Source organism: Amycolatopsis sp. NBC_00438, assembly GCF_036026695.1.
GTDB lineage: Bacteria > Actinomycetota > Actinomycetes > Mycobacteriales > Pseudonocardiaceae > Amycolatopsis.
Genome location: NZ_CP107923.1, coordinates 1181345 through 1198571 on the forward strand (window position 1 = coordinate 1181345; position 17227 = coordinate 1198571).

Annotated in this window: 17 protein-coding genes; 11 read left to right on the forward strand and 6 right to left on the reverse strand. The window is 72.8% G+C overall.

From position 1 onward, the window contains the following. Positions 1 to 197 precede the first annotated feature (197 nt). Positions 198 to 725 carry an ATP-binding protein gene (locus tag OG494_RS05660; RefSeq protein WP_328452628.1) on the reverse strand — a complete coding sequence of 176 codons (528 nt, stop codon included), beginning with the start codon at positions 723 to 725 and terminating at the stop codon, positions 198 to 200. Positions 726 to 962: 237 nt separating this feature from the next. Between OG494_RS05660 and rho the strand changes: the two genes are divergently transcribed. Continuing rightward, a complete protein-coding gene (gene rho / locus OG494_RS05665; RefSeq protein ID WP_328452630.1) occupies positions 963 to 2027 on the forward strand; it encodes a transcription termination factor Rho in 1065 nt (354 codons plus the stop codon). Between the two features lie 874 nt (positions 2028 to 2901). Here rho and OG494_RS05670 read toward each other — a convergent pair. Further along, positions 2902 to 3102, reverse strand: coding sequence for a DUF3072 domain-containing protein (locus tag OG494_RS05670; RefSeq protein ID WP_328452632.1), 201 nt, complete (start codon positions 3100 to 3102; stop codon positions 2902 to 2904). A 169-nt stretch (positions 3103 to 3271) separates the two neighbouring features. After that, entirely contained in the window at positions 3272 to 4324 is a 1053-nt protein-coding gene (locus OG494_RS05675; protein ID WP_328452634.1) for a C40 family peptidase, read from the reverse strand. A gap of 368 nt (positions 4325 to 4692) precedes the next feature. Here OG494_RS05675 and OG494_RS05680 point away from each other — a divergent pair, with 368 nt between their 5' ends. The 5 genes from OG494_RS05680 (at position 4693) to OG494_RS05700 (ending at position 9775) form a co-directional block, all read left to right on the forward strand. Beyond that, on the forward strand, positions 4693 to 4896 hold the full coding sequence (locus OG494_RS05680) for a heavy-metal-associated domain-containing protein (RefSeq protein ID WP_328452636.1): 204 nt from the start codon (positions 4693 to 4695) through the stop codon (positions 4894 to 4896). After that, on the forward strand, positions 4893 to 5738 hold the full coding sequence (locus OG494_RS05685) for a hypothetical protein (RefSeq protein ID WP_328452638.1): 846 nt from the start codon (positions 4893 to 4895) through the stop codon (positions 5736 to 5738). The genes OG494_RS05680 and OG494_RS05685 overlap by 4 nt, the downstream gene beginning before the upstream one ends. Continuing rightward, on the forward strand, positions 5735 to 7915 hold the full coding sequence (locus tag OG494_RS05690; RefSeq protein ID WP_328452639.1) for a heavy metal translocating P-type ATPase: 2181 nt from the start codon (positions 5735 to 5737) through the stop codon (positions 7913 to 7915). Before OG494_RS05685 ends, OG494_RS05690 begins: the two co-directional genes overlap by 4 nt. Before the next feature lie 80 nt (positions 7916 to 7995). Continuing rightward, entirely contained in the window at positions 7996 to 8826 is an 831-nt protein-coding gene (locus OG494_RS05695; protein WP_328452640.1) for a peptidoglycan-binding domain-containing protein, read from the forward strand. Positions 8827 to 8956: 130 nt separating this feature from the next. Beyond that, positions 8957 to 9775 (forward strand): LLM class flavin-dependent oxidoreductase, encoded by an 819-nt coding sequence (locus OG494_RS05700; RefSeq protein ID WP_328452642.1) that lies wholly within the window; start codon positions 8957 to 8959, stop codon positions 9773 to 9775. Here OG494_RS05700 and OG494_RS05705 read toward each other — a convergent pair. Next, positions 9729 to 10673, reverse strand: coding sequence for a threonine/serine dehydratase (locus OG494_RS05705; protein ID WP_328452644.1), 945 nt, complete (start codon positions 10671 to 10673; stop codon positions 9729 to 9731). The two genes, OG494_RS05700 and OG494_RS05705, sit on opposite strands and share 47 nt — an antisense overlap. 84 nt (positions 10674 to 10757) lie before the next feature. On the opposite strand from OG494_RS05705, the gene OG494_RS05710 reads away from it, so the two are divergent. Then, positions 10758 to 11642 (forward strand): LysR family transcriptional regulator, encoded by an 885-nt coding sequence (locus OG494_RS05710; protein ID WP_328452646.1) that lies wholly within the window; start codon positions 10758 to 10760, stop codon positions 11640 to 11642. A gap of 16 nt (positions 11643 to 11658) precedes the next feature. On the opposite strand, the gene OG494_RS05715 is transcribed toward OG494_RS05710, so the two are convergent. Next, complete coding sequence (locus tag OG494_RS05715) at positions 11659 to 12666, reverse strand: aldo/keto reductase (protein ID WP_328452648.1); 1008 nt, start codon at positions 12664 to 12666, stop codon at positions 11659 to 11661. A gap of 126 nt (positions 12667 to 12792) precedes the next feature. Here OG494_RS05715 and OG494_RS05720 point away from each other — a divergent pair, with 126 nt between their 5' ends. Then, the gene (locus tag OG494_RS05720; protein ID WP_328452650.1) at positions 12793 to 13641 is read left to right on the forward strand and encodes a helix-turn-helix transcriptional regulator; all 849 of its coding nucleotides are present in this window, start codon (positions 12793 to 12795) and stop codon (positions 13639 to 13641) included. Between the two features lie 134 nt (positions 13642 to 13775). On the opposite strand, the gene OG494_RS05725 is transcribed toward OG494_RS05720, so the two are convergent. Next, positions 13776 to 14699: a LysR family transcriptional regulator gene (locus OG494_RS05725; RefSeq protein ID WP_328452652.1), complete on the reverse strand. Its 924-nt coding sequence runs from the start codon at positions 14697 to 14699 to the stop codon at positions 13776 to 13778. A gap of 73 nt (positions 14700 to 14772) precedes the next feature. Between OG494_RS05725 and OG494_RS05730 the strand changes: the two genes are divergently transcribed. The 3 genes from OG494_RS05730 to OG494_RS05740 are packed head-to-tail and all read left to right on the forward strand — an operon-like array spanning position 14773 to position 17223. After that, entirely contained in the window at positions 14773 to 15702 is a 930-nt protein-coding gene (locus tag OG494_RS05730) for a DMT family transporter (protein WP_328452655.1), read from the forward strand. 10 nt (positions 15703 to 15712) lie between these two features. Beyond that, a complete protein-coding gene (locus OG494_RS05735; RefSeq protein WP_328452657.1) occupies positions 15713 to 16609 on the forward strand; it encodes an NAD(P)H-binding protein in 897 nt (298 codons plus the stop codon). Beyond that, positions 16606 to 17223, forward strand: coding sequence for a CPBP family intramembrane glutamic endopeptidase (locus OG494_RS05740; RefSeq protein ID WP_328452659.1), 618 nt, complete (start codon positions 16606 to 16608; stop codon positions 17221 to 17223). Before OG494_RS05735 ends, OG494_RS05740 begins: the two co-directional genes overlap by 4 nt. Positions 17224 to 17227 lie beyond the last annotated feature (4 nt).

Below are 17227 nucleotides of genomic sequence, written 5' to 3' on the forward strand. Positions count from 1 at the left end.
TGCGGCTCACCGCGCTTCTCGGCTTTCCGCCCTGGTCACGCATTTCACCGCGGTGCTTTCGGTGAGCAATGTTCAGGTGACTGACCGTATCGATTCGGTGATTACCGCCGTTTCTTCGGCCGCGGTGTTCTCCCAGCGTGCGCATTTCCACGATTTGGCTGCTCCGTCGTCCGATCGTGACGCCGGCCGTCCGCGTCTCAGGCCGCTCCCGCGTGCCGCAAGGCCGCGGGGCGCCAGGTCATGCGCACCCGCGTGCCCTGCTCGCCGGTGTCGATCTCGGACTGGTCGGTCACCTTGTCGATCAGCACCAGGCCGCGGCCACCCGAGGTGCGCAGGCCCGCGGTGCGGGGACGGGTCGCCGCGATGCCGCAGCCGGTGTCGGTGACCGTCACGGTGATCGCGTCACCGGCCCTGGTGGCCTGCAGGCGGGCCCAGCCGCGGCCGTCCGGGTACGCGTGGGCCGCGACGTTCGCCAGCGCCTCGTAGGTCGCCAGCGTGATGTCGTGCGTGCTCTCCGCGTCCAGCGGGAGTTCGGCCAGCCAGCGGATCAGCTTGCGGCGCAGGTCGGCGACGTCGTTGGGCAACGCCGGCGCGAGTTCTTCGAAGGTCGAGCCGACCACGGTCCCGGACCCCGCGCGGAGGCGGTCGGGGGACGTGGTCCCGGGTTGGCCGTCGTCGGCGGTTTCGCCGGTGTCGACGTCAGGTTCCGGGGTGTGTCGGTGCACGAGGTGCTCCCATCCGTCGGGCACGGTGCGGCAGGCTTCTCCGGAGACCTACCCACCGCCACGGGTTCTCACGCATTGTGTTTCGGGGGAACTCCGGCTAGAGTGAAGGTGCTCCTCATGGATGTCGGCCTCCAGGCCGCCCGGAGGAAGCTCCCGGATCCAGGCCGATCGGCCTCTTTCCTATCGCTCTCGGCCCCGCTTTCGCGCGCCGGCCGTTCCCGCATTCAGGAGAACACCATGCCTTTTCACGGAATCCTTGATGTACAAGGAAAATCCGCCTTCGTCCGTGCCGGCTACCGGCGCGCCGACGGCGACATCACCATCCCCCTTTCGCTCGTCCGCAAGCACCAGCTGCGCACGGGCGACGAAATCACCGGCACCGCCGAGGAAATCATCGGCGTCGACGGCGTCGACCCGGCCGCGCGGCGCCCGGACTTCGACGACCTCGTCCCGGTGCACCCCGACGAGCGCCTGCTGCTCGAAACCACCCCGGCGCGGGTGCTGACCCGCGTCATCGACCTCGTCACCCCGATCGGCAAGGGCCAGCGCGCCCTGGTCGTCTCGCCGCCGAAGGCCGGGAAAACCACGGTGCTGAGCGAAATCGCGCACGGCATCGCCACCAACCACCCGGAGTGCAAACTCATGGTGCTGCTCGCCGACGAGCGTCCGGAGGAGGTCACCGAGCTGCGCCGGACCGTGCGCGGGGAGGTGATCGCGTCCACTTTCGACCGTCCGCCGGCCGAACACGTCGCGATCGCGGAGCTCGCGGTCGAGCGCGCCAAGCGCCTGGTGGAGCGCGGCGAAGACGTCGTTCTGCTGCTCGATTCCCTGACCCGCCTCGGCCGCGCGTACAACCTGTCGGCCCGCCCTTCGGGCCGCACCCTGTCCGGCGGCGTCGACGCGGCCGCGCTGCAGCCGATGAAGCGCATCCTCGGCGCCGCAAGGAATGTCGAGGGTGGCGGCTCCCTCACGATCATCGCGACCGCGCTGGTGGAAACCGGTTCGCTGGCCGACACGGTCTTCTTCGAGGAGCTGAAGAGCACCGGCAACGCCGAGCTCAAGCTGGACCGCCGCACCGCGGAACGCCGCGTCTTCCCGGCGGTCGACCTGGCCGCGTCGGGCACCCGCCGCGAAGAACTGCTGGTGACACCGGAAGAACTCGCCGCGATGCGCGACGTCCGCCGCGCACTGCAAGGACCGCACGCGGTCGAGCAGCTGCTCGACCAGCTCCGCAAGACGGGCTCGAACGCCGAGTTCCTGCTCCGGGTGACCGGCGCCGCCGCGCTGCCCCAGGCCGCCTGAGCCCCATCGGCCGCCGTGCCTGCTCGGCCGTTGTGCTCATGCCGGTGCCCGTCCGCTCAGGCGCTACGCCTTGAGCCGCTGTGCGCCCGATCGAGCGATGAGCATTCACTCATTCGTGGCGTTCGTTTGGCCGCCGCTCGCTCAGATGGCCACGTCTGCTTGACTGCCGCGCTCACTTCGGCCCACCGCGACCGCTTCGCCGCCACGCCGGCTCAGCTGCTGCGTTCAGTTCGGTGCGACCGCTTCGCGGCCACGCCAGCTCAGTTGCTGCGTTCAGTTCGGTGCAGTGTGACCGCTTCGCGGTACGGCGGCTCGACTGCCGCGTTCAGTGCGGTGTGGTGCGATCGCTTCGCCCTCGCGTCTGCCCGGCTGTCGCGACCGCTTCGCTGCCGTGCCTGGTGAGCTGCCGTGCCTGCTCGGCTGTCGCAATCCCTTCGCGGCCGTGCCTGCTCGGCTGTCGCGCTCACTCCGGCCCACCGCAACCGCTTCGCTGCCGCGCCTGGTCAGGTGCACGCCTGTCCGGCTGTCGCGACCGCTTCGCCGTCGCGCCTGGTGAGCTGCCGTGCCTACTCGGCCGCCGCAATCGCCTCGCTGCCGCGCCTGGCGAGCTGCCACGCCTGGCGAGCTGCCACGCCTGGCGAGCTGCCACGCCTGGCGAGCTGCCACGCCTGGCGAGCTGCCACGCCTGCTCGACTGCCGCGACGGTTCGACAACCGCGCACAGTCAGCGCTCCTGATCAGTCGGAGCGCCTGCCGCGACCGTGCAGCGGCCGCGCGCCCCGCTCAACCACGGCCCTCACATCGCCGCTACCCGCTCAGACCGTGCGCCCGCCCTCTCGGTCGCCACCGGCCCGCAAAGCCGCCACCGGCCAACCTCAAGCGCCGCGCCCGGTCGTCTGTTGCAGCTCGTCGATCCGCTTGGACGCCTCGGCCTTGGTCAGGTCGTCCGGCACCTCCTGCCCCGCCTCCTGGGCGAGCGTCTGCAGGTAGGACTTCTGCGGCCCGGTCATCGGCTCGTCGCCGGTGGTCCAGTCGCTCGGGTCCTTCTCCGGGTTGGGTTCCGGCTGTTCGGTCATCACCACTCCATTCGAACGTCTGTTCGCTCGGGTCCGACTGTAACCCAGGACCCCGACACTTTCCGTACACGTCCCCGCCGCCCGGGTGGTTCCCCGCGAACCCCGCCCGGAAACGCGAAATCCGCCCACGGTGGCGTGATCACCACTGTGGACGGATTTCCCGGAACCGTCAGGCCGTCGGGCGGGTCGCTCCCGCGTACTCGCTCATCAGCGGCGAGATCTTGACGACGTCGCCGCTGGTCGGGGCGTGCACCATCTTGCCGTCGCCGATGTACATCCCGATGTGGGACACGGGGGAGTAGTAGGCGACCAGGTCGCCCGGCTGCAGCTGATCGCGCGACACCGACGTGCCGAAGCCCGCCTGTGCCGCCGAGTTCCGCGGCAGGGAGATGCCGGCCTGCTTGTAGGCCCACTGCATCAGTCCCGAGCAGTCGAACGTGCTCGGGCCGGTCGCGCCCCAGACGTAGGCGCTGCCGAGCTTGCTCAGCGCCGCGTTGACCGCGGTCTGGGCGGCCCCGGTCGCCGCCTTGACGGTGGGCGCCTTGCCGCCGGTGTCCTTCTGCGCGGCCTTGTCGGCGGAGCTGAGGGTCTTGCTCTGCGCCTCGATCTGGTCGATCTGGGTCTGCAGGTTCTTCTTCTTGCCCTCGATGTCCGAGGTCAGCTTGGCCGCCGCGTCGCGGGCGTCGGTCGCCTTCTTCGCGGCGTCCGTCGCCGTCTTCTCGGCGGTCTTGGCCTTCTCGGCCGCGCCGCTGAGGTTGTCCATCGCGGAGTTCTTGTCGGTCGCGATGACCTCGAGCGCCGAGGAGCGGTCCAGGAAGTCCTGCGTGGACGTGCCGGCCAGCAGCGCGGACAGCTTGTTCAGCTGGACGCCGCTGGTGAACGACGCGTTGGCGAACTTGTCCACCTGGGACTGGTACTTCTGCTTCGCGTCGGCGGCCTCGACGCCGGCGGTCTTGGCCGCGTCGACGTCGTGGGTGGCCTTGTCGAGCTCACCCTGCTTGGCGGTCAGGTCGTCCTGGGCCTTGAGCAGGTCTTCGTTGAGCTTCTCGGCCTGGGCCGCGAGGTCGCGGTACTTGGCCAGGGCCTCCGACCCGGTGGGCGGAGCCTGGAGGGCGGGGATGGGGGCGGCGGTGGCCGTGGGGTCGGCCACGGTGATCATGGCGATCACCGCGGCGGCCGCGAGGGCACCTGACACCACGCGCTTGACGGGATGCGAATGCACGGTCGCGCGGGTCTCCTTTGCTGTTCGGCCGCCGGTCGGGGGACCGGGGCGGCGAGTCGGGGGCCTCGTCCGCGCTGTCCCGTCACGATGCGCGCTCTCCCGCAACAGGTGAGCCACGCGGTGTGGGGGTCCGGTACCCGGCAGGGGGGTATCGGCGGCGATCTCGCGTAGCCACCTGTCGGTGGCGCGGGGCCGCGAGATCTCGAACAGGTTACGAAAAGAACACGGGAGAGTCCATAGGCATCACGTGGGAACTCTCCGTGACGCCGTCAAACACGGCTGGACCAGGGGCGGCGCGAATTTTTGTGTCGGTCCTTACAAGCCGTCACAGCGTTGCTTACCCTACCCCCCTAGGGTATATCTGGGGCATGAGCGACAGCACCTACACCGTCAGCGGCATGACCTGCGGCCACTGCGCCCGGTCGGTCGAGGAGGGGATCCGCGCACTCGACGGCGTCACGGCCGTCGCCGCCGACCCGGCCACCGGCGCCGTGACCGTGAGCAGCGCCGCCGCGCTCGCCGTCGAGGACGTGCGCGGCGCCGTCGAAGAAGCCGGATACCGGCTGCCGTGAACACCGCGGCAAGGCTTTCCGCCTACGGCGCGGCCCTCGTCCTGGTCGCCGGGGGCGCCTGGGCGCTCGGCGCCGCCGTCGGGCCGTTCCCGGGCCAGGCCGAGGCGCACGGCGGCGAGGAGATGACGCACGGCGAAGCGGTCGTCGACCTGCCCGGCGGCTTGGCGTCGTCCCAGGACGGCTACACCCTGACGCCCGCCGATGTGACGCTGACCCCCGGCGCGCCCACCCGCTTCACGTTCCGGATCACCGGCCCCGGCGGCGCGCCCGTGACCGCGTTCGACGTCGAGCACGAGAAGCGGCTGCACTTCATCGTCGTGCGCCGGGACACCGCCGGCTATCAGCACCTGCACCCCGATCTCGGCCCCGACGGCACGTGGACCGTGCCGCTCACGGTCGCCGACGCGGGCAGCTACCGCGCCTTCGCCGATTTCACGCCTTCGGGTGCGAAGCCGCTGACGCTCGGCGTAGACCTCTTCGCGCCGGGGATGTTCCAGCCGGCCGGGCACCCGGAGTCGCGCTTCGCCGACGTCGGCGGCTACCGCGTCCGGCTCGACGGCGACCTCGTCCCCGGGCAGTCGTCCCGGCTGACGGCGACCGTGACGAAGGACGGCCGTGAGGTGACCGACCTGCAGCCCTACCTCGGCGCGACCGGCCACCTCGTCGCGCTCCGCGGCGGGGACCTGGCGTACCTGCACGTCCACCCGGCCGGGCCGGGGCTCGCGTTCGCGGCCGAGGTGCCCTCGGCCGGGACCTACCGGCTGTTCCTGGACTTCCGCCACGGCGGTGTCGTCCGCACCGCCGCGTTCACCGTCACCACCGGAAAGGAGGCGGCGCGATGACCGTCGACCTCGCGATCACCGGCATGACCTGCGCGTCCTGTGCGATGCGGATCGAACGCAAGCTCAACAAGCTGGACGGCGTCACGGCGACCGTCAACTACGCCACCGAGAAGGCGAAGGTCGCCTACACCGGTGACGTCGAGCCCTCGGACCTCGTGGCGCAGGTCGAAGCGGCGGGCTACGGCGCGACGCTGCCCGCGGAAGAGCCGCCCGTGATCGAGGAGGACGACGGCACCCGCACGCTGCGGCAGCGCCTCGTCACCTCGGCCGTGCTGTCGCTGCCGGTGGTCCTGCTGGCGATGGTGCCCGCGTGGCAGTTCACCTACTGGCAGTGGATTTCGCTGACCCTCGCCGCGCCGGTGCTGGTGTGGGGCGCGTGGCCGTTCCACCGCGCCGCGTTCGTCAACCTCCGCCACGGCGCCGCCACGATGGACACGCTCATCTCGCTCGGCACCCTCGCCGCGTTCGGCTGGTCGCTGTACGCGCTGCTGTTCGGCAGCGCGGGCACCCCCGGCCTGCGCCACCCGTTCGAGCTCACCATCGAGCGGATGTCCGGTGACGGCGCCATCTACCTCGAGGTCGCCGCAGGCGTCACGACGTTCATCCTGGCCGGGCGCTACTTCGAGGCCCGTTCCAAGCGCCGCGCCGGTGCCGCCCTGCGGGCGCTGCTCGACCTCGGCGCCAAGGACGTCGCCGTCCTGCGCGACGGCCACGAGCAGCGCATCCCGGTCGGCGAGCTGGCCGTCGGCGACCGCTTCGTGGTGCGGCCGGGGGAGAAGGTGGCCACCGACGGCGTCGTCGAGGACGGCGGGTCCGCGATCGACGTGAGCCTGCTGACCGGCGAGAGCGTGCCGGTCGAGGTCGGGCCGGGGGACGCCGTGGCCGGCGCGACGGTCAACGCCGGCGGCCGGCTCGTCGTCCGGGCCACGAGGGTCGGCGCCGACACGCAGCTGGCGCGGACCGCGCGGCTCGTCGAGCAGGCCCAGACCGGGAAAGCCCAGGTCCAGCGGCTCGCGGACCGCGTCTCGGCGGTGTTCGTCCCGATCGTCATCGCGCTGGCCGTGGCGACGCTCGCCTTCTGGCTCGGCGCGGGCGGGACGCCGTCGGCCGCGTTCACCGCCGCGGTCGCCGTGCTGATCATCGCCTGCCCGTGCGCGCTGGGCCTGGCCACGCCGACGGCGCTGCTGGTCGGCACCGGCCGCGGCGCGCAGCTCGGGATCCTGATCAAGGGGCCGGAGGTGCTGGAGTCGACCCGGCGCGTCGATACCGTCGTGCTCGACAAGACCGGCACCGTGACCACCGGCCGGATGTCCCTGGTCGAGGGCGACGGCGAGGTGCTGCGGCTCGCGGGGGCCGTCGAGGCCGCCTCCGAGCACCCCGTGGCCCGCGCGATCGCGGACGCCGCTCGCGGGCGATTCGGCGAGCTGCCCGCGGTTTCGGGCTTCCGCAACACGCCGGGCCTGGGCGTCGAGGGCGTGGTCGAGGGCCACCGGGTCGCCGTCGGCCGGGCGGAGTTCGTCGGCGGCGAGCCCTCCGGGTCCTCCGAGACCGCCGCGATCCACGTCGCCTGGGACGGCGAGGTGCGCGGCCGGCTGGTCGTCGCGGACACCGTCAAGCCGACCTCGGCCGAGGCGGTCCGGCGGCTGCGCGCCCTCGGCCTGACGCCGATCCTGCTGACCGGCGACAACGCCGCGACGGCCCGCGCGGTCGCCGCCGAGGTCGGCATCGAGCGGGTGATCGCCGAGGTGCTGCCGCAGGAGAAGGCCGACGTCGTCCGGCGCCTGCAGGCCGAGGGGCACGTGGTGGCGATGGCCGGCGACGGCGTCAACGACGCGGCCGCGCTCGCCCAGGCCGACCTGGGTCTGGCCATGGGCACCGGCACCGACGTCGCGATCGAGGCGGCCGATCTGACGCTCGTGCGCGGGGACCTGCGCGCCGCCGTCGACGCGATCCGGCTGTCGCGGCGGACGCTGGCCACGATCAAGGGGAACCTGTTCTGGGCGTTCGCCTACAACGTGGCCGCGCTGCCGCTGGCCGCGGCGGGCCTGCTGAACCCGATGCTCGCCGGGGCGGCCATGGCGGTCAGCTCGGTCTTCGTGGTGACGAACAGCCTGCGCTTGCGTCGCTTTCAGAGGAGCCTTTCAGAGGAGCACAGTCGGACGAGCACGAACGGGTGATTGGAGCCCGTTTGTACGTCCCTTGTATCCGGCCGGGTGATCGTGGTGGCGTAACCGGATCCGACCGATGGAGGACAGGGATGTTCACGAAGGCCGCCGTGTTGACGGCACTCACCGCCGCGACGCTCGCTGTGGCGGCGCCGGCCCAGGCCGCGCCGGCAGCCACGACCGCGCTGCCCACGGCGAACATGGAGGCCGTGCTCAAGGCGGCCCAGATCGACCCGCGCCGCGCCGACGACACCCAGACGCCGGGCGCGCACGACAGCGTCCTGCTGGTGGAGCAGGCGCTGCAGGCGAAGGGGCTGCTGGACAGCAAGTACGTCGACGGCTACTTCGGCACGACGACGATCACGGCGTACTCCCAGTACCAGAAGTCGCTGGGGTACACCGGGATCGACGCGTCGGGCCTGCCCGGCAAGACGTCGCTGGAGAAGCTGGGCACCAGCCGCTACACCGTGACGAGCGCGGTGTCCGCGGGCAGCCGGGTGGCCTACCGCGGGGTCACGATCAACACCCGCACCAAGGCGATGCTGCTGGCGGCCGAAAAGATCGCCGGCCTCACCGTGAGCCTGACCCAGGGTTCCTACAACCCGGGCGGCGTCGACGCATCGGCCGGGACGCACGACGGCGGCGGCGCGATGGACATCTCGGTGTCCGGCATGTCGGCGGCGACCCGGACGACGCTGCTGAAGGCGTTGCGCAACGTCGGGTTCGCGGCCTGGTACCGCACGCCGGACCAGGGTTTCGCCTACCACATCCACGCGATGGCGATCTCCGACCCGGACCTCTCGTCGGGTGCGCAGCACCAGACGGGCGACTACTACCTGGGCAAGAACGGCCTGGCCGGCCGCGGCGCCGACGACGGCCCCTCGGTCCCGAAGGTCACCTGGGAGGAGTACCAGCGCGGCTGAGGTCGCTCCCGAAGTCCGTGAAGGCCCCCTTGAGGGACTCAGAGTCCCTCAAGGGGGCCTTCACGGACTTCGTGGTGGCACGACGGGGCGCGACGGTGGTTGGATCGGAAGCGGAAACAGGGGTGATTGGATGTCCGAGAAGGCGTTCCGGTTCGGTGTGGTCGCGGCGGCCCAGGAGGGCGGCGCGAAATGGCGGGAGACCGCGCGCCGGGCCGAAGAGCTGGGTTATTCGACGCTGCTCTCGCCGGACAACCTGAACCTCCCGACCCCGACGGCGTCGCTCGCGACGGCCGCCGCGGTCACCACGACCCTGCGCGTCGGCTCGTTCGTGCTGGCCAGCCCGCTGCGCACGGCCCGCGCGGCCGCGTGGGAGGCGCACAGCCTGACGGTCATGACCGACGGCCGGTTCGAGCTGGGCCTCGGCACCGGCCTGCCGTCGATGCGGCAGCAGGCCGAGGAGCTGGGCCTGCCCTACGGCAACGGCCAGGAGCGGCTCGACTCGATCTCCGAGACGATCGACCACGTCCGCCGGCTCGACGGGGACGCGCACACGCCGGTGATGCTCGCCGCGGGCGGGCCCAAGGCACGGCGGCTCGCCGGGGCGAAGGCCGACATCGTCACCCTGGCCGGCGGCGTGCTGACCACGCGTGACGAGTTCAAGTCGCACGTCGAGGAGATCCGGACCGCGGCCGACGGCCGGGACCTCGAGCTGGCCTTGAACATCTTCGTCGTCGGCGAGGTCGTCCCGCCGTGGATCCGCGGGTTCATCGGTGTCGACGCCGAGACGCTCATCGAGCACGACTCGCTGACGATGCTGCGCGGCAGCGTCGAGGACATGGCGGGCGAGCTGGAACGCCGTCGCGACGAACTGGGCGTCTCCTACGTCAGCGTCAACAGCGCCTTCATCGAGGAGTTCGCGCCGCTGGTGGCGCGGCTGACGGGGAAGTGAGTGTCGCGGGGTCGGTGTTGGCCCCGCAGAGCAGGACGGCGACGCGCTCGCCCGGTGCGGGCGTGTAGGCGCCGCTGAGCACCGCGGCGAACGCCGTCGCCCCGCCCGGTTCGACGGCGAGGCGGTAACGGTCCCACAGCGTCGTCCGCGCTTCGGCGATCGCGGCGTCCTCGACCAGGACCGAGCCCGCGCCCGTGCGGGTGGCCACGGCGAAGGCGATGTCCCCGAGCCGGGACGCGCCGAGCGAGTCGGTGGCCAGGCCGGACACCTCGACCCGCACCGGCTCGCCCGCGTCCAGCGCCGCGTGCAGCGTCGGGATCGTGCGCGGTTCGACGCCGATGACGCGCGCCCGGCCTTCGACCGCCGCGGCGATGCCCGCCAGCAGGCCGCCGCCGCCGACCGCGACCAGGATCGTGTCGAGCGCGTCCACCTGCTCCAGCAGTTCCAGGCCGACCGTGCCCTGGCCGGCGCAGATCTCGGGCTGGTCGTAGGCGTGGCAGAACAGGGCGCCGCTGTCGGCCGCGTGCTTCACCGCGGCGTCGTAGGCGTCCTGGTACTTGTCGCCGGCGAGCTCGACGGCCGCGCCGAGCGCGTGCAGCTTCGCCACCTTGACCGCGGGCGCCGTGGCGGGGACGAAAACCCGTGCGGGTACAGCGAATTCGCGGGCGGCGTACGCCACGGCGAGGCCGGCGTTGCCGCCCGACGCGGCGACCACCCCGGCCGCCGACAACGCACCGGCGGCGATGATCCGGTTGAACGCGCCGCGGGCCTTGAACGACCCGGTGTGCTGCAACTGTTCCAGCTTGAACCACACGCCGTCGTCCGCGAAGACCGGCGTCCGGCGGACCCGGCCGCGGATCCGGGTGGCGGCCTGTTCGACGTCCGAAGTGCTGATCATGGCCTCAGCATGCGCGCGGCCGGACGTAAGCACCAGCGACGTCTCCTATGCTGCCATCAGCAACGCTTACGGCTGGAGGCCCCCGTGCTCGACGCCCACCGCTTGGCCCTGCTCGCCGAAGTCGCGCACGCCGGGTCCATTGCCGGTGCGGCACAACGGCTTTCGTTCACGCCGTCCGCCGTCTCGCAGCAGCTGGCCAAGCTCGAACGCGACGTCGGTGCTCCGCTGGTGCACCGCAACCCGCGCGGCGTCACGCTCACCGCCGTCGGCGAAGCGCTGCTCACCCACGCCGAAACGATCGTCGGGGAGCTGCGGACCGCCGAGCGGACCGTGCGGGCCCTGCTCGGCGAGGAACCGGCGCAGCTGACCGTCGGCACGTTCGCCAGCGCGGGCGCGACCCTGGTCCCGCCCGCCCTCGCCGGGTTCCGCGAGGCGCACCCGGCGGTCGCGTTGCGCCTGCTCGACCTGGAGCCGCCCGACGGGTACGGCCTGGTCAGCTCCCGCGAGCTGGACCTGCTCATCACCCACCGCTATCCCGGGGCGCCGCTGCCCGATCCGCGCGGCCTCGAGCGGACGCTGCTGCGTTCGGAGCGCTTCCGCCTGATCCTGCCCGTAGGCCACGCGAAAGCCGGCGTCCGCCGCCTCACCCTGCGCGGGCTCGCGGGGGAGGATTGGATCTCGGGCAGCCCCGGCGTCCCCAACCGGGTGTGCCTCGAGCAGCTCGCCGACGCCGCCGGGGTGCGGCTGCGCGTCGCCCACGAATCCCGCGACTACCAGGTGATCCTGGCGCTGGTCGAGGCCGGGCTGGGGATCGCGTTCGTGCCGGAGAGCGTGCTGGAGCGGGCCGGCCTCGCCCGGATCGAAGTCCGCGACGCGACCGACGCCCAGCCGGCCCGTGAGGTCTTCCTGGTGCACCACAAGCGCCCGGGCCGGCTCGTGACGGAGATGGCGGACCGGCTGCGGGCCTGAACTCAACGGGTCTGATTCATCGCCGCCGCAGCCGCGGGTTCTCGATCGCCGGCGCGGCGGCCTGGTAGTTGTCGTGGCGGTTGACCTCGGTGCCGGGCGGCACGATCGCGTCGATCCGGTCCAGCACGTCGCCGGGCAGCGGTCCGGACGCGGCCAGCAGGTCGTCGAGCTGCTCCGGGGTGCGCGGGCCGATCAGCACCGACGTCACGGCCGGGTGACTCAGCACGAACCGCAGCGCGAGGTGGGCGAGCGGCAGGCCCGCTTCGGCGGCGACCTTCCGCAGCTGCTCGACGGCCTCGGCCCGGGCGCGGTTCTCCGGGATCGAGAGGTCGAACACCTCGGGGGACATGCCGGCGCGGTGGCCGCGCGCCGGGTCGCGGTCGGTCAGCCAGCCGCTGGACAGCGGCCCGTAGGTCAGCACGCCCATGCCGTGGCGCTGGGCCGTCGGCAGGACGTCGTTCTCGATGATCCGCGTCAGCATCGAGTACCGCGGCTGCTCGGTGCGGAACCGGTGGTGCCCGCCGCGCCGTGCGGCCCACTGCGCCTCGACCATCAGCTCGGCGGGGAACGTCGAGGACCCGATCGCGCGCACTTTGCCCGCGCGGACGAGCTCGGACAGCGCGCCCAGGGTCTCGTCGATGTCGGTCAGGTGATCGGGCCGGTGGAGCTGGTAGAGGTCGATCCGGTCGGTGCCGAGCCGCTTCAGGCTGGCTTCGACGGCCAGCTTGATCCAGCGCGGCGAGGCCCCCGCCTGGTTGGCGTCGGGACCCATCGGCATGGAGAACTTCGTCGCGAGCACGACGTCGTCGCGGCGGTCCTTGATCGCCTCGCCGACGATCACCTCCGACTCGCCGTGGGAGTAGACGTCGGCGGTGTCGACGAAGTTGATCCCGGCGTCCAGCGCCGCGTGGATCATCCGCACCGACTCGGCGCGGTCGGTGTTGCCCATGGCGCCCAGCATCATCGCGCCGAAGGCGAAGCGGCTGACGGACATGCCTGTGCCGCCCAGGATTTCGCGTTCCATCTCGTTCTTCCTTCTCGGTGACTTGCCTCCAGGTAACCCCCGCCGCCCGCCCGGGTGGGAGGACTGGCCCTACCGGGGGTCCAGCAGACCCCCGCACGCGCGCCGCGGCCGTCCTACGCTGGACGGATGAGCGAAGGCAACCCGGAACTGCGGGACTTCCTGCGGGCCCGCCGCGCCCGGGTGACGCCCGAGGACGCCGGGCTCCCGCCGGAACCCGGAGTCCGGCGCGTCCCGGGGCTGCGGCGGGAGGAGGTCGCGCGGCTGGCCGGGGTGAGCGTCGACTACTACGTCCGGCTCGAACGCGGCCGGAACCTGAACGTCTCGGAGTCGGTGCTGGACGCGATCGCGCGGGCACTGCGGCTGGGCGAAACCGAGCGGCGGCACCTGTTCGCGCTGGCCAAACCGAGCCGGCGGCGGCCACGGACCCCGGCACCCCAGCGCGTCCGGCCCGGGCTGCTGCGGGTGCTGGAGACGCTGACCGACGTCCCGGCGATGGTCACCGGCCGGCGCCTGGACGTGCTGGCCGCCAACCGGCTGGCGAAGGCGCTCTACCGCGACTTCGACGCGCTGCCGCCGCGTGAGCGCAACATGGCCCGGTTCGTGTTCCTGGACCCGCTGGCCCGCGAGCTGTACGCGGATTGGGAGTCGTCCGCGCGCAGCGTGGTGGCGACCCTGCACCTCTACGCGGGCCGCAACCCCCACGACCCGGCCCTGGCCGAGCTGATCGGCGAGCTGTCGGTGCGCGACCACGACTTCCGCGGCTGGTGGGCCGACCACGACGTCTACCAGCGCACGCACGGCACGAAGCACTACCGCCACCCGGTGGTCGGCGACCTGGTCCTGGGCTACGAGGCGATGGCCCCGACGGGCGACCAAGACCAGGTGCTCGGGGTGCACACGGTGGAGCCGGGCTCCCCTTCGGCGGAGGCGCTGCGGCTGCTGGCGAGCTGGGCGGCGGAACCGGCGACGTCCTGACTCGGCCGGCCGGCCCGGTGACGCGTGTGGCCGACCGCCGGCTCGCTTGGGCAGCAGTGCCGGATCTCTGTCGTCGGACGCGCGGCACCGGGTGCCCTCGTGGTGTCCTTCAGCGGCTTTCGGCAGTGGGCAGCTCAGGCGACCGGGCGCATCGCGCTTTCGAAGCGCGCCGACGCCTCGCGCAGTGCGTCCAGGCACGCTCGGACCGCGCCACGGTCCTCTTCGCCCGCTCGGCAGATCGCGTGGATCGTGCGGGTCAGCGCCGGCCTGGTCGTGAGGATGCGGACGCCGTCCGGGACGCGCTCGCGGGCCAGGCGGGGGACCAGCGCCGCGCCGACGTTGCCCGCCACCAGGGCCAGCTGGGTCGGGTAGCCGCCCACCGTGCAGCTGATCCGGGGGTCCAGCCGCTGCTTGCGCAGCACCTGGACCAGCCACTCGTGACACCCGGAGCCGGCGCTCCAGCCGATCCACGGCAGATCGTCCACTTCGGACAGATCGACCGCCTTGCGGTGCGCGAGGCGGTGGCCGGCCGGCAGGGCGAGGTCCGCGACGTCGGCGAACAACGTGATCCGGGTCGTCTCCGGGGGCAGGACCGTCGGGCGGTCCGCCCAGCTCTCCAGGACCGCGACGTCGAGGTCGCCGGCCAGGACCCGGGGCATCGTCTGCTCGGCCTCGCCCTCGTGCAGCGTCACCTCCAGCCGCGGGTGCTGGGCGGCCAGCGTCGCCAGCGCCGGGGGCAGCAGCGCGTGCACGGTCGTCGGGATCGCCCCGATCCGCAGCGGGCCGATGACGTCCTCGCGCAACAGCTCCAGGTCCGTCTTCGCCGCGGCGACCTGCGCGAGGATGCGTTCGGCGTGCCCGGCCAGGACCTGGCCCGCCTTCGTCAGCCGGACGCCGCGGCCGCGGGGCTCCAGCAGCGGCTGGCCGGCCTCCCGTTCCAGCTTCGCCAGCTGCTGCGAGACGCCCGACGGCGTGACGTGCAGGGACGCGGCCGCCGCGGCGACCGAGCCCTGGGTGGCGACCGCGTGCAGCGCCCGCATCCGCTCGAGTCCGAACACGGTAGTGATGCTACCGAAATCCCCGCAGAAACATTCGCTTGTCCTTGACAGTCGACGCGCTCACGCTGGAGGCGTGACCACGACCGCGCCTCGCCCCGCCACCAAGACCCCCTTCACGCAGCGCGTGGACCCGCGCCTGCTCGCCGCGCTCGGTAGCTTCTGCATCTCGCTGTCGTCGGTCTTCATCAAGGTCTCGCACACCAGCGGCGCCACCAGCGCGTTCTGGCGGTGCCTGCTCTCGCTGCCGGTCCTGCTCGCGCTGGCCTGGTGGGAGCGGCGCAAGGCCGGCCCGGAAACCCGGCGTCGCGTGCTCTTCCCGCTGCTGGCCGGCGCCGGGCTCGGCCTGGACTTCGTGCTCTGGGGCGAGGCGATCCCGCGCGTCGGCGCCGGCATCGCGACCGTGCTGCTCGCCGTGCAGGTCGTGATCGTGCCCGTGCTGGCGTTCGCGTTCCTCGCGGAACGGCCGTCCCGGCGGTTCCTCGTGGCCGCGCCGGTCCTGCTCGGCGGGGTCGTGCTGGCCGGCGGCTTCGCCGGGACCGGCGCGTTCGGTCCCGACCCGGTCACCGGCGCCGTCGCCGCGCTGATCGCCGGCGCCGGGTACGCCGGCTACCTGTTCCTGATCCGGCTCAGCGGCGGCGCCGGGACACAGTCGCACTCGCTGCTGCTGGCGACGATCTCCGCCGGCGCGGTCGCGCTGGTGCTCGGCGTCGGGTCCGGCACGCTCGACCTGGCGCCCGGCGGGCCCACGTTCGGGTGGCTGATCGCGCTCGCGCTCGTCGGCCAGCTGACCGGCTGGCTGCTCATCTCCGCCGCGCTGCCCCGGATGTCCGCCACCTCGGGCGCGACGCTCATGCTGCTCCAGCCGGTCGGCGCGGTGCTGCTGGGCGTCGGCCTGCTCGGCGAGTCGCCCGGCGTGCTCCAGCTGGTGGGCTGCGCGGGCGTGCTCGCCGCCGTGTGCTTCGCCGGGACCGCGCGACCTGCGGGACGGCGCCGTCGCGGCTAGCGTCAGCGGCATGCGAGTGCTGGTAGCGGGAGCGTCGGGGTTCGTCGGCAGCAAGTTGTGCCCGGCGCTGGAAGAAGCGGGGCACGACGTGCTCGCCATGACCCGCCGTCCCGACAGCTACGAGGGGGCCGGGGAACCCGTCCGCGGCGACGTGGCCGACGTCGGCTCCCTGCGGGACGCGCTGAAGGGCGTCGACGCCGCGTACTACCTGGTCCACTCGCTGGACAGCTCGGACTTCAAGCGCCGGGACGCCGAAGCGGCGCGCGCCTTCGCCCGGGCCGCGTCGGACGCCGGGGTCGGCCGGATCGTCTACCTCGGCGGTCTCGGCGACGACGGCGACACGCTGTCGGAGCACCTCGCCAGCCGCCGCGAGGTCGAAGAGCTGCTCGGCGAGACCGGCGTGCCGGTCACCGTGCTGCGCGCCGGGATCGTGATCGGGCACGGCGGCACGTCGTGGGAGCTGACCCGCCAGCTCGTCGAGCACCTGCCGGCGATGATCACCCCGCGCTGGGTCGGCACCCGCACCCAGCCGATCGCGATCGCCGACGTCATCCGCTATCTGGTCGGCGTGCTCGACCACGCCGACGCCGCGGGGCGGGCGTTCGACATCGGCGGCCCGGAAGTCCTGGCCTACCGGGACATGCTGCAGCGCGTCGCGGAGATCGAAGGCCGGCCGTTGATGATCGTGCCCGTGCCGCTGCTCTCGCCGCGGCTGTCGTCGTACTGGCTTTCCCTGGTCACCGACATCGACGTGCAGACCGGGCGCTCGCTGATCGACTCGATGACCAACGAGGTCGTCGTCCGCGACGACAGCATCCGCCGGATCGTCGAGTTCGAGCCGATGGGCTACGACGAGGCCGTGCTTCAGGCCCTCGGCGAGCGCGCGAAGAGCCGGCGGGCCGGATGAGGCGGCGGTTCCTGACCGCCGTGACCGCCGCCGGGACGGGGCTGCTCGGCGCGTCCCTGTCCAGCCCACCCGGCTCGGCCCGGTTCTACGGCCTCACCGCGGGAGTCGCCGCGACCTGGCTGGCCGGCGCCCGCGCGGCCGGGCCGGTGCACCGGGGCCGGCGCGACGTCGTGCAGCCGGTGCTGGCCGGCGCGGGCGCGTTCGGCGTGTTCTACGCCGGCGCCCTGGTTTCGCGGCACATCCCGCCGTTGCGCCGCGCGATCGCCGGCGTGCTCGACTACGCCCATCGCGGTTCGACGGCGTCGGTGGTCGTGACGACGCTCGCCACCGGCGCGGCGGAGGAGGTCTTCTTCCGCGGCGCCCTCTACGACGCCGCGGGCGCGCGCCGCTCGACCGCCGTGTACGTGCTTTCCACCTTCGCGACCCGCAACCCCGCTCTGGTACTGGCCTCCGCGGTGATGGGGTCGCTGTTCGCGTGGCAGCGCCGCCGCTCCGGCGGCGTCCAGGCGCCGGTGCTGACGCACGTGGTCTGGTCCGCGCTGATGCTGGCGGTCATGCCCCGCCTGTTCGCGTCGCCGTCGGCCGATGTCCGGAACGAGCCAGAACCGCGCTGAGTCC

Excerpts from the sequence above, each read along its gene's own strand:
- OG494_RS05690 (WP_328452639.1), top strand. The coding sequence starts at position 5,735 with ATGACCGTCGACCTCGCGATCACCGGCATGACCTGCGCGTCCTGTGCG.
- OG494_RS05695 (WP_328452640.1), top strand. The coding sequence starts at position 7,996 with ATGTTCACGAAGGCCGCCGTGTTGACGGCACTCACCGCCGCGACGCTC.
- OG494_RS05670 (WP_328452632.1), bottom strand. The coding sequence starts at position 3,102 with ATGACCGAACAGCCGGAACCCAACCCGGAGAAGGACCCGAGCGACTGG.
- OG494_RS05740 (WP_328452659.1), top strand. The coding sequence starts at position 16,606 with ATGAGGCGGCGGTTCCTGACCGCCGTGACCGCCGCCGGGACGGGGCTG.
- OG494_RS05680 (WP_328452636.1), top strand. The coding sequence starts at position 4,693 with ATGAGCGACAGCACCTACACCGTCAGCGGCATGACCTGCGGCCACTGC.
- rho (WP_328452630.1), top strand. The coding sequence starts at position 963 with ATGCCTTTTCACGGAATCCTTGATGTACAAGGAAAATCCGCCTTCGTC.
- OG494_RS05705 (WP_328452644.1), bottom strand. The coding sequence starts at position 10,673 with ATGATCAGCACTTCGGACGTCGAACAGGCCGCCACCCGGATCCGCGGC.
- OG494_RS05715 (WP_328452648.1), bottom strand. The coding sequence starts at position 12,666 with ATGGAACGCGAAATCCTGGGCGGCACAGGCATGTCCGTCAGCCGCTTC.
- OG494_RS05720 (WP_328452650.1), top strand. The coding sequence starts at position 12,793 with ATGAGCGAAGGCAACCCGGAACTGCGGGACTTCCTGCGGGCCCGCCGC.
- OG494_RS05700 (WP_328452642.1), top strand. The coding sequence starts at position 8,957 with ATGTCCGAGAAGGCGTTCCGGTTCGGTGTGGTCGCGGCGGCCCAGGAG.
- OG494_RS05735 (WP_328452657.1), top strand. The coding sequence starts at position 15,713 with ATGCGAGTGCTGGTAGCGGGAGCGTCGGGGTTCGTCGGCAGCAAGTTG.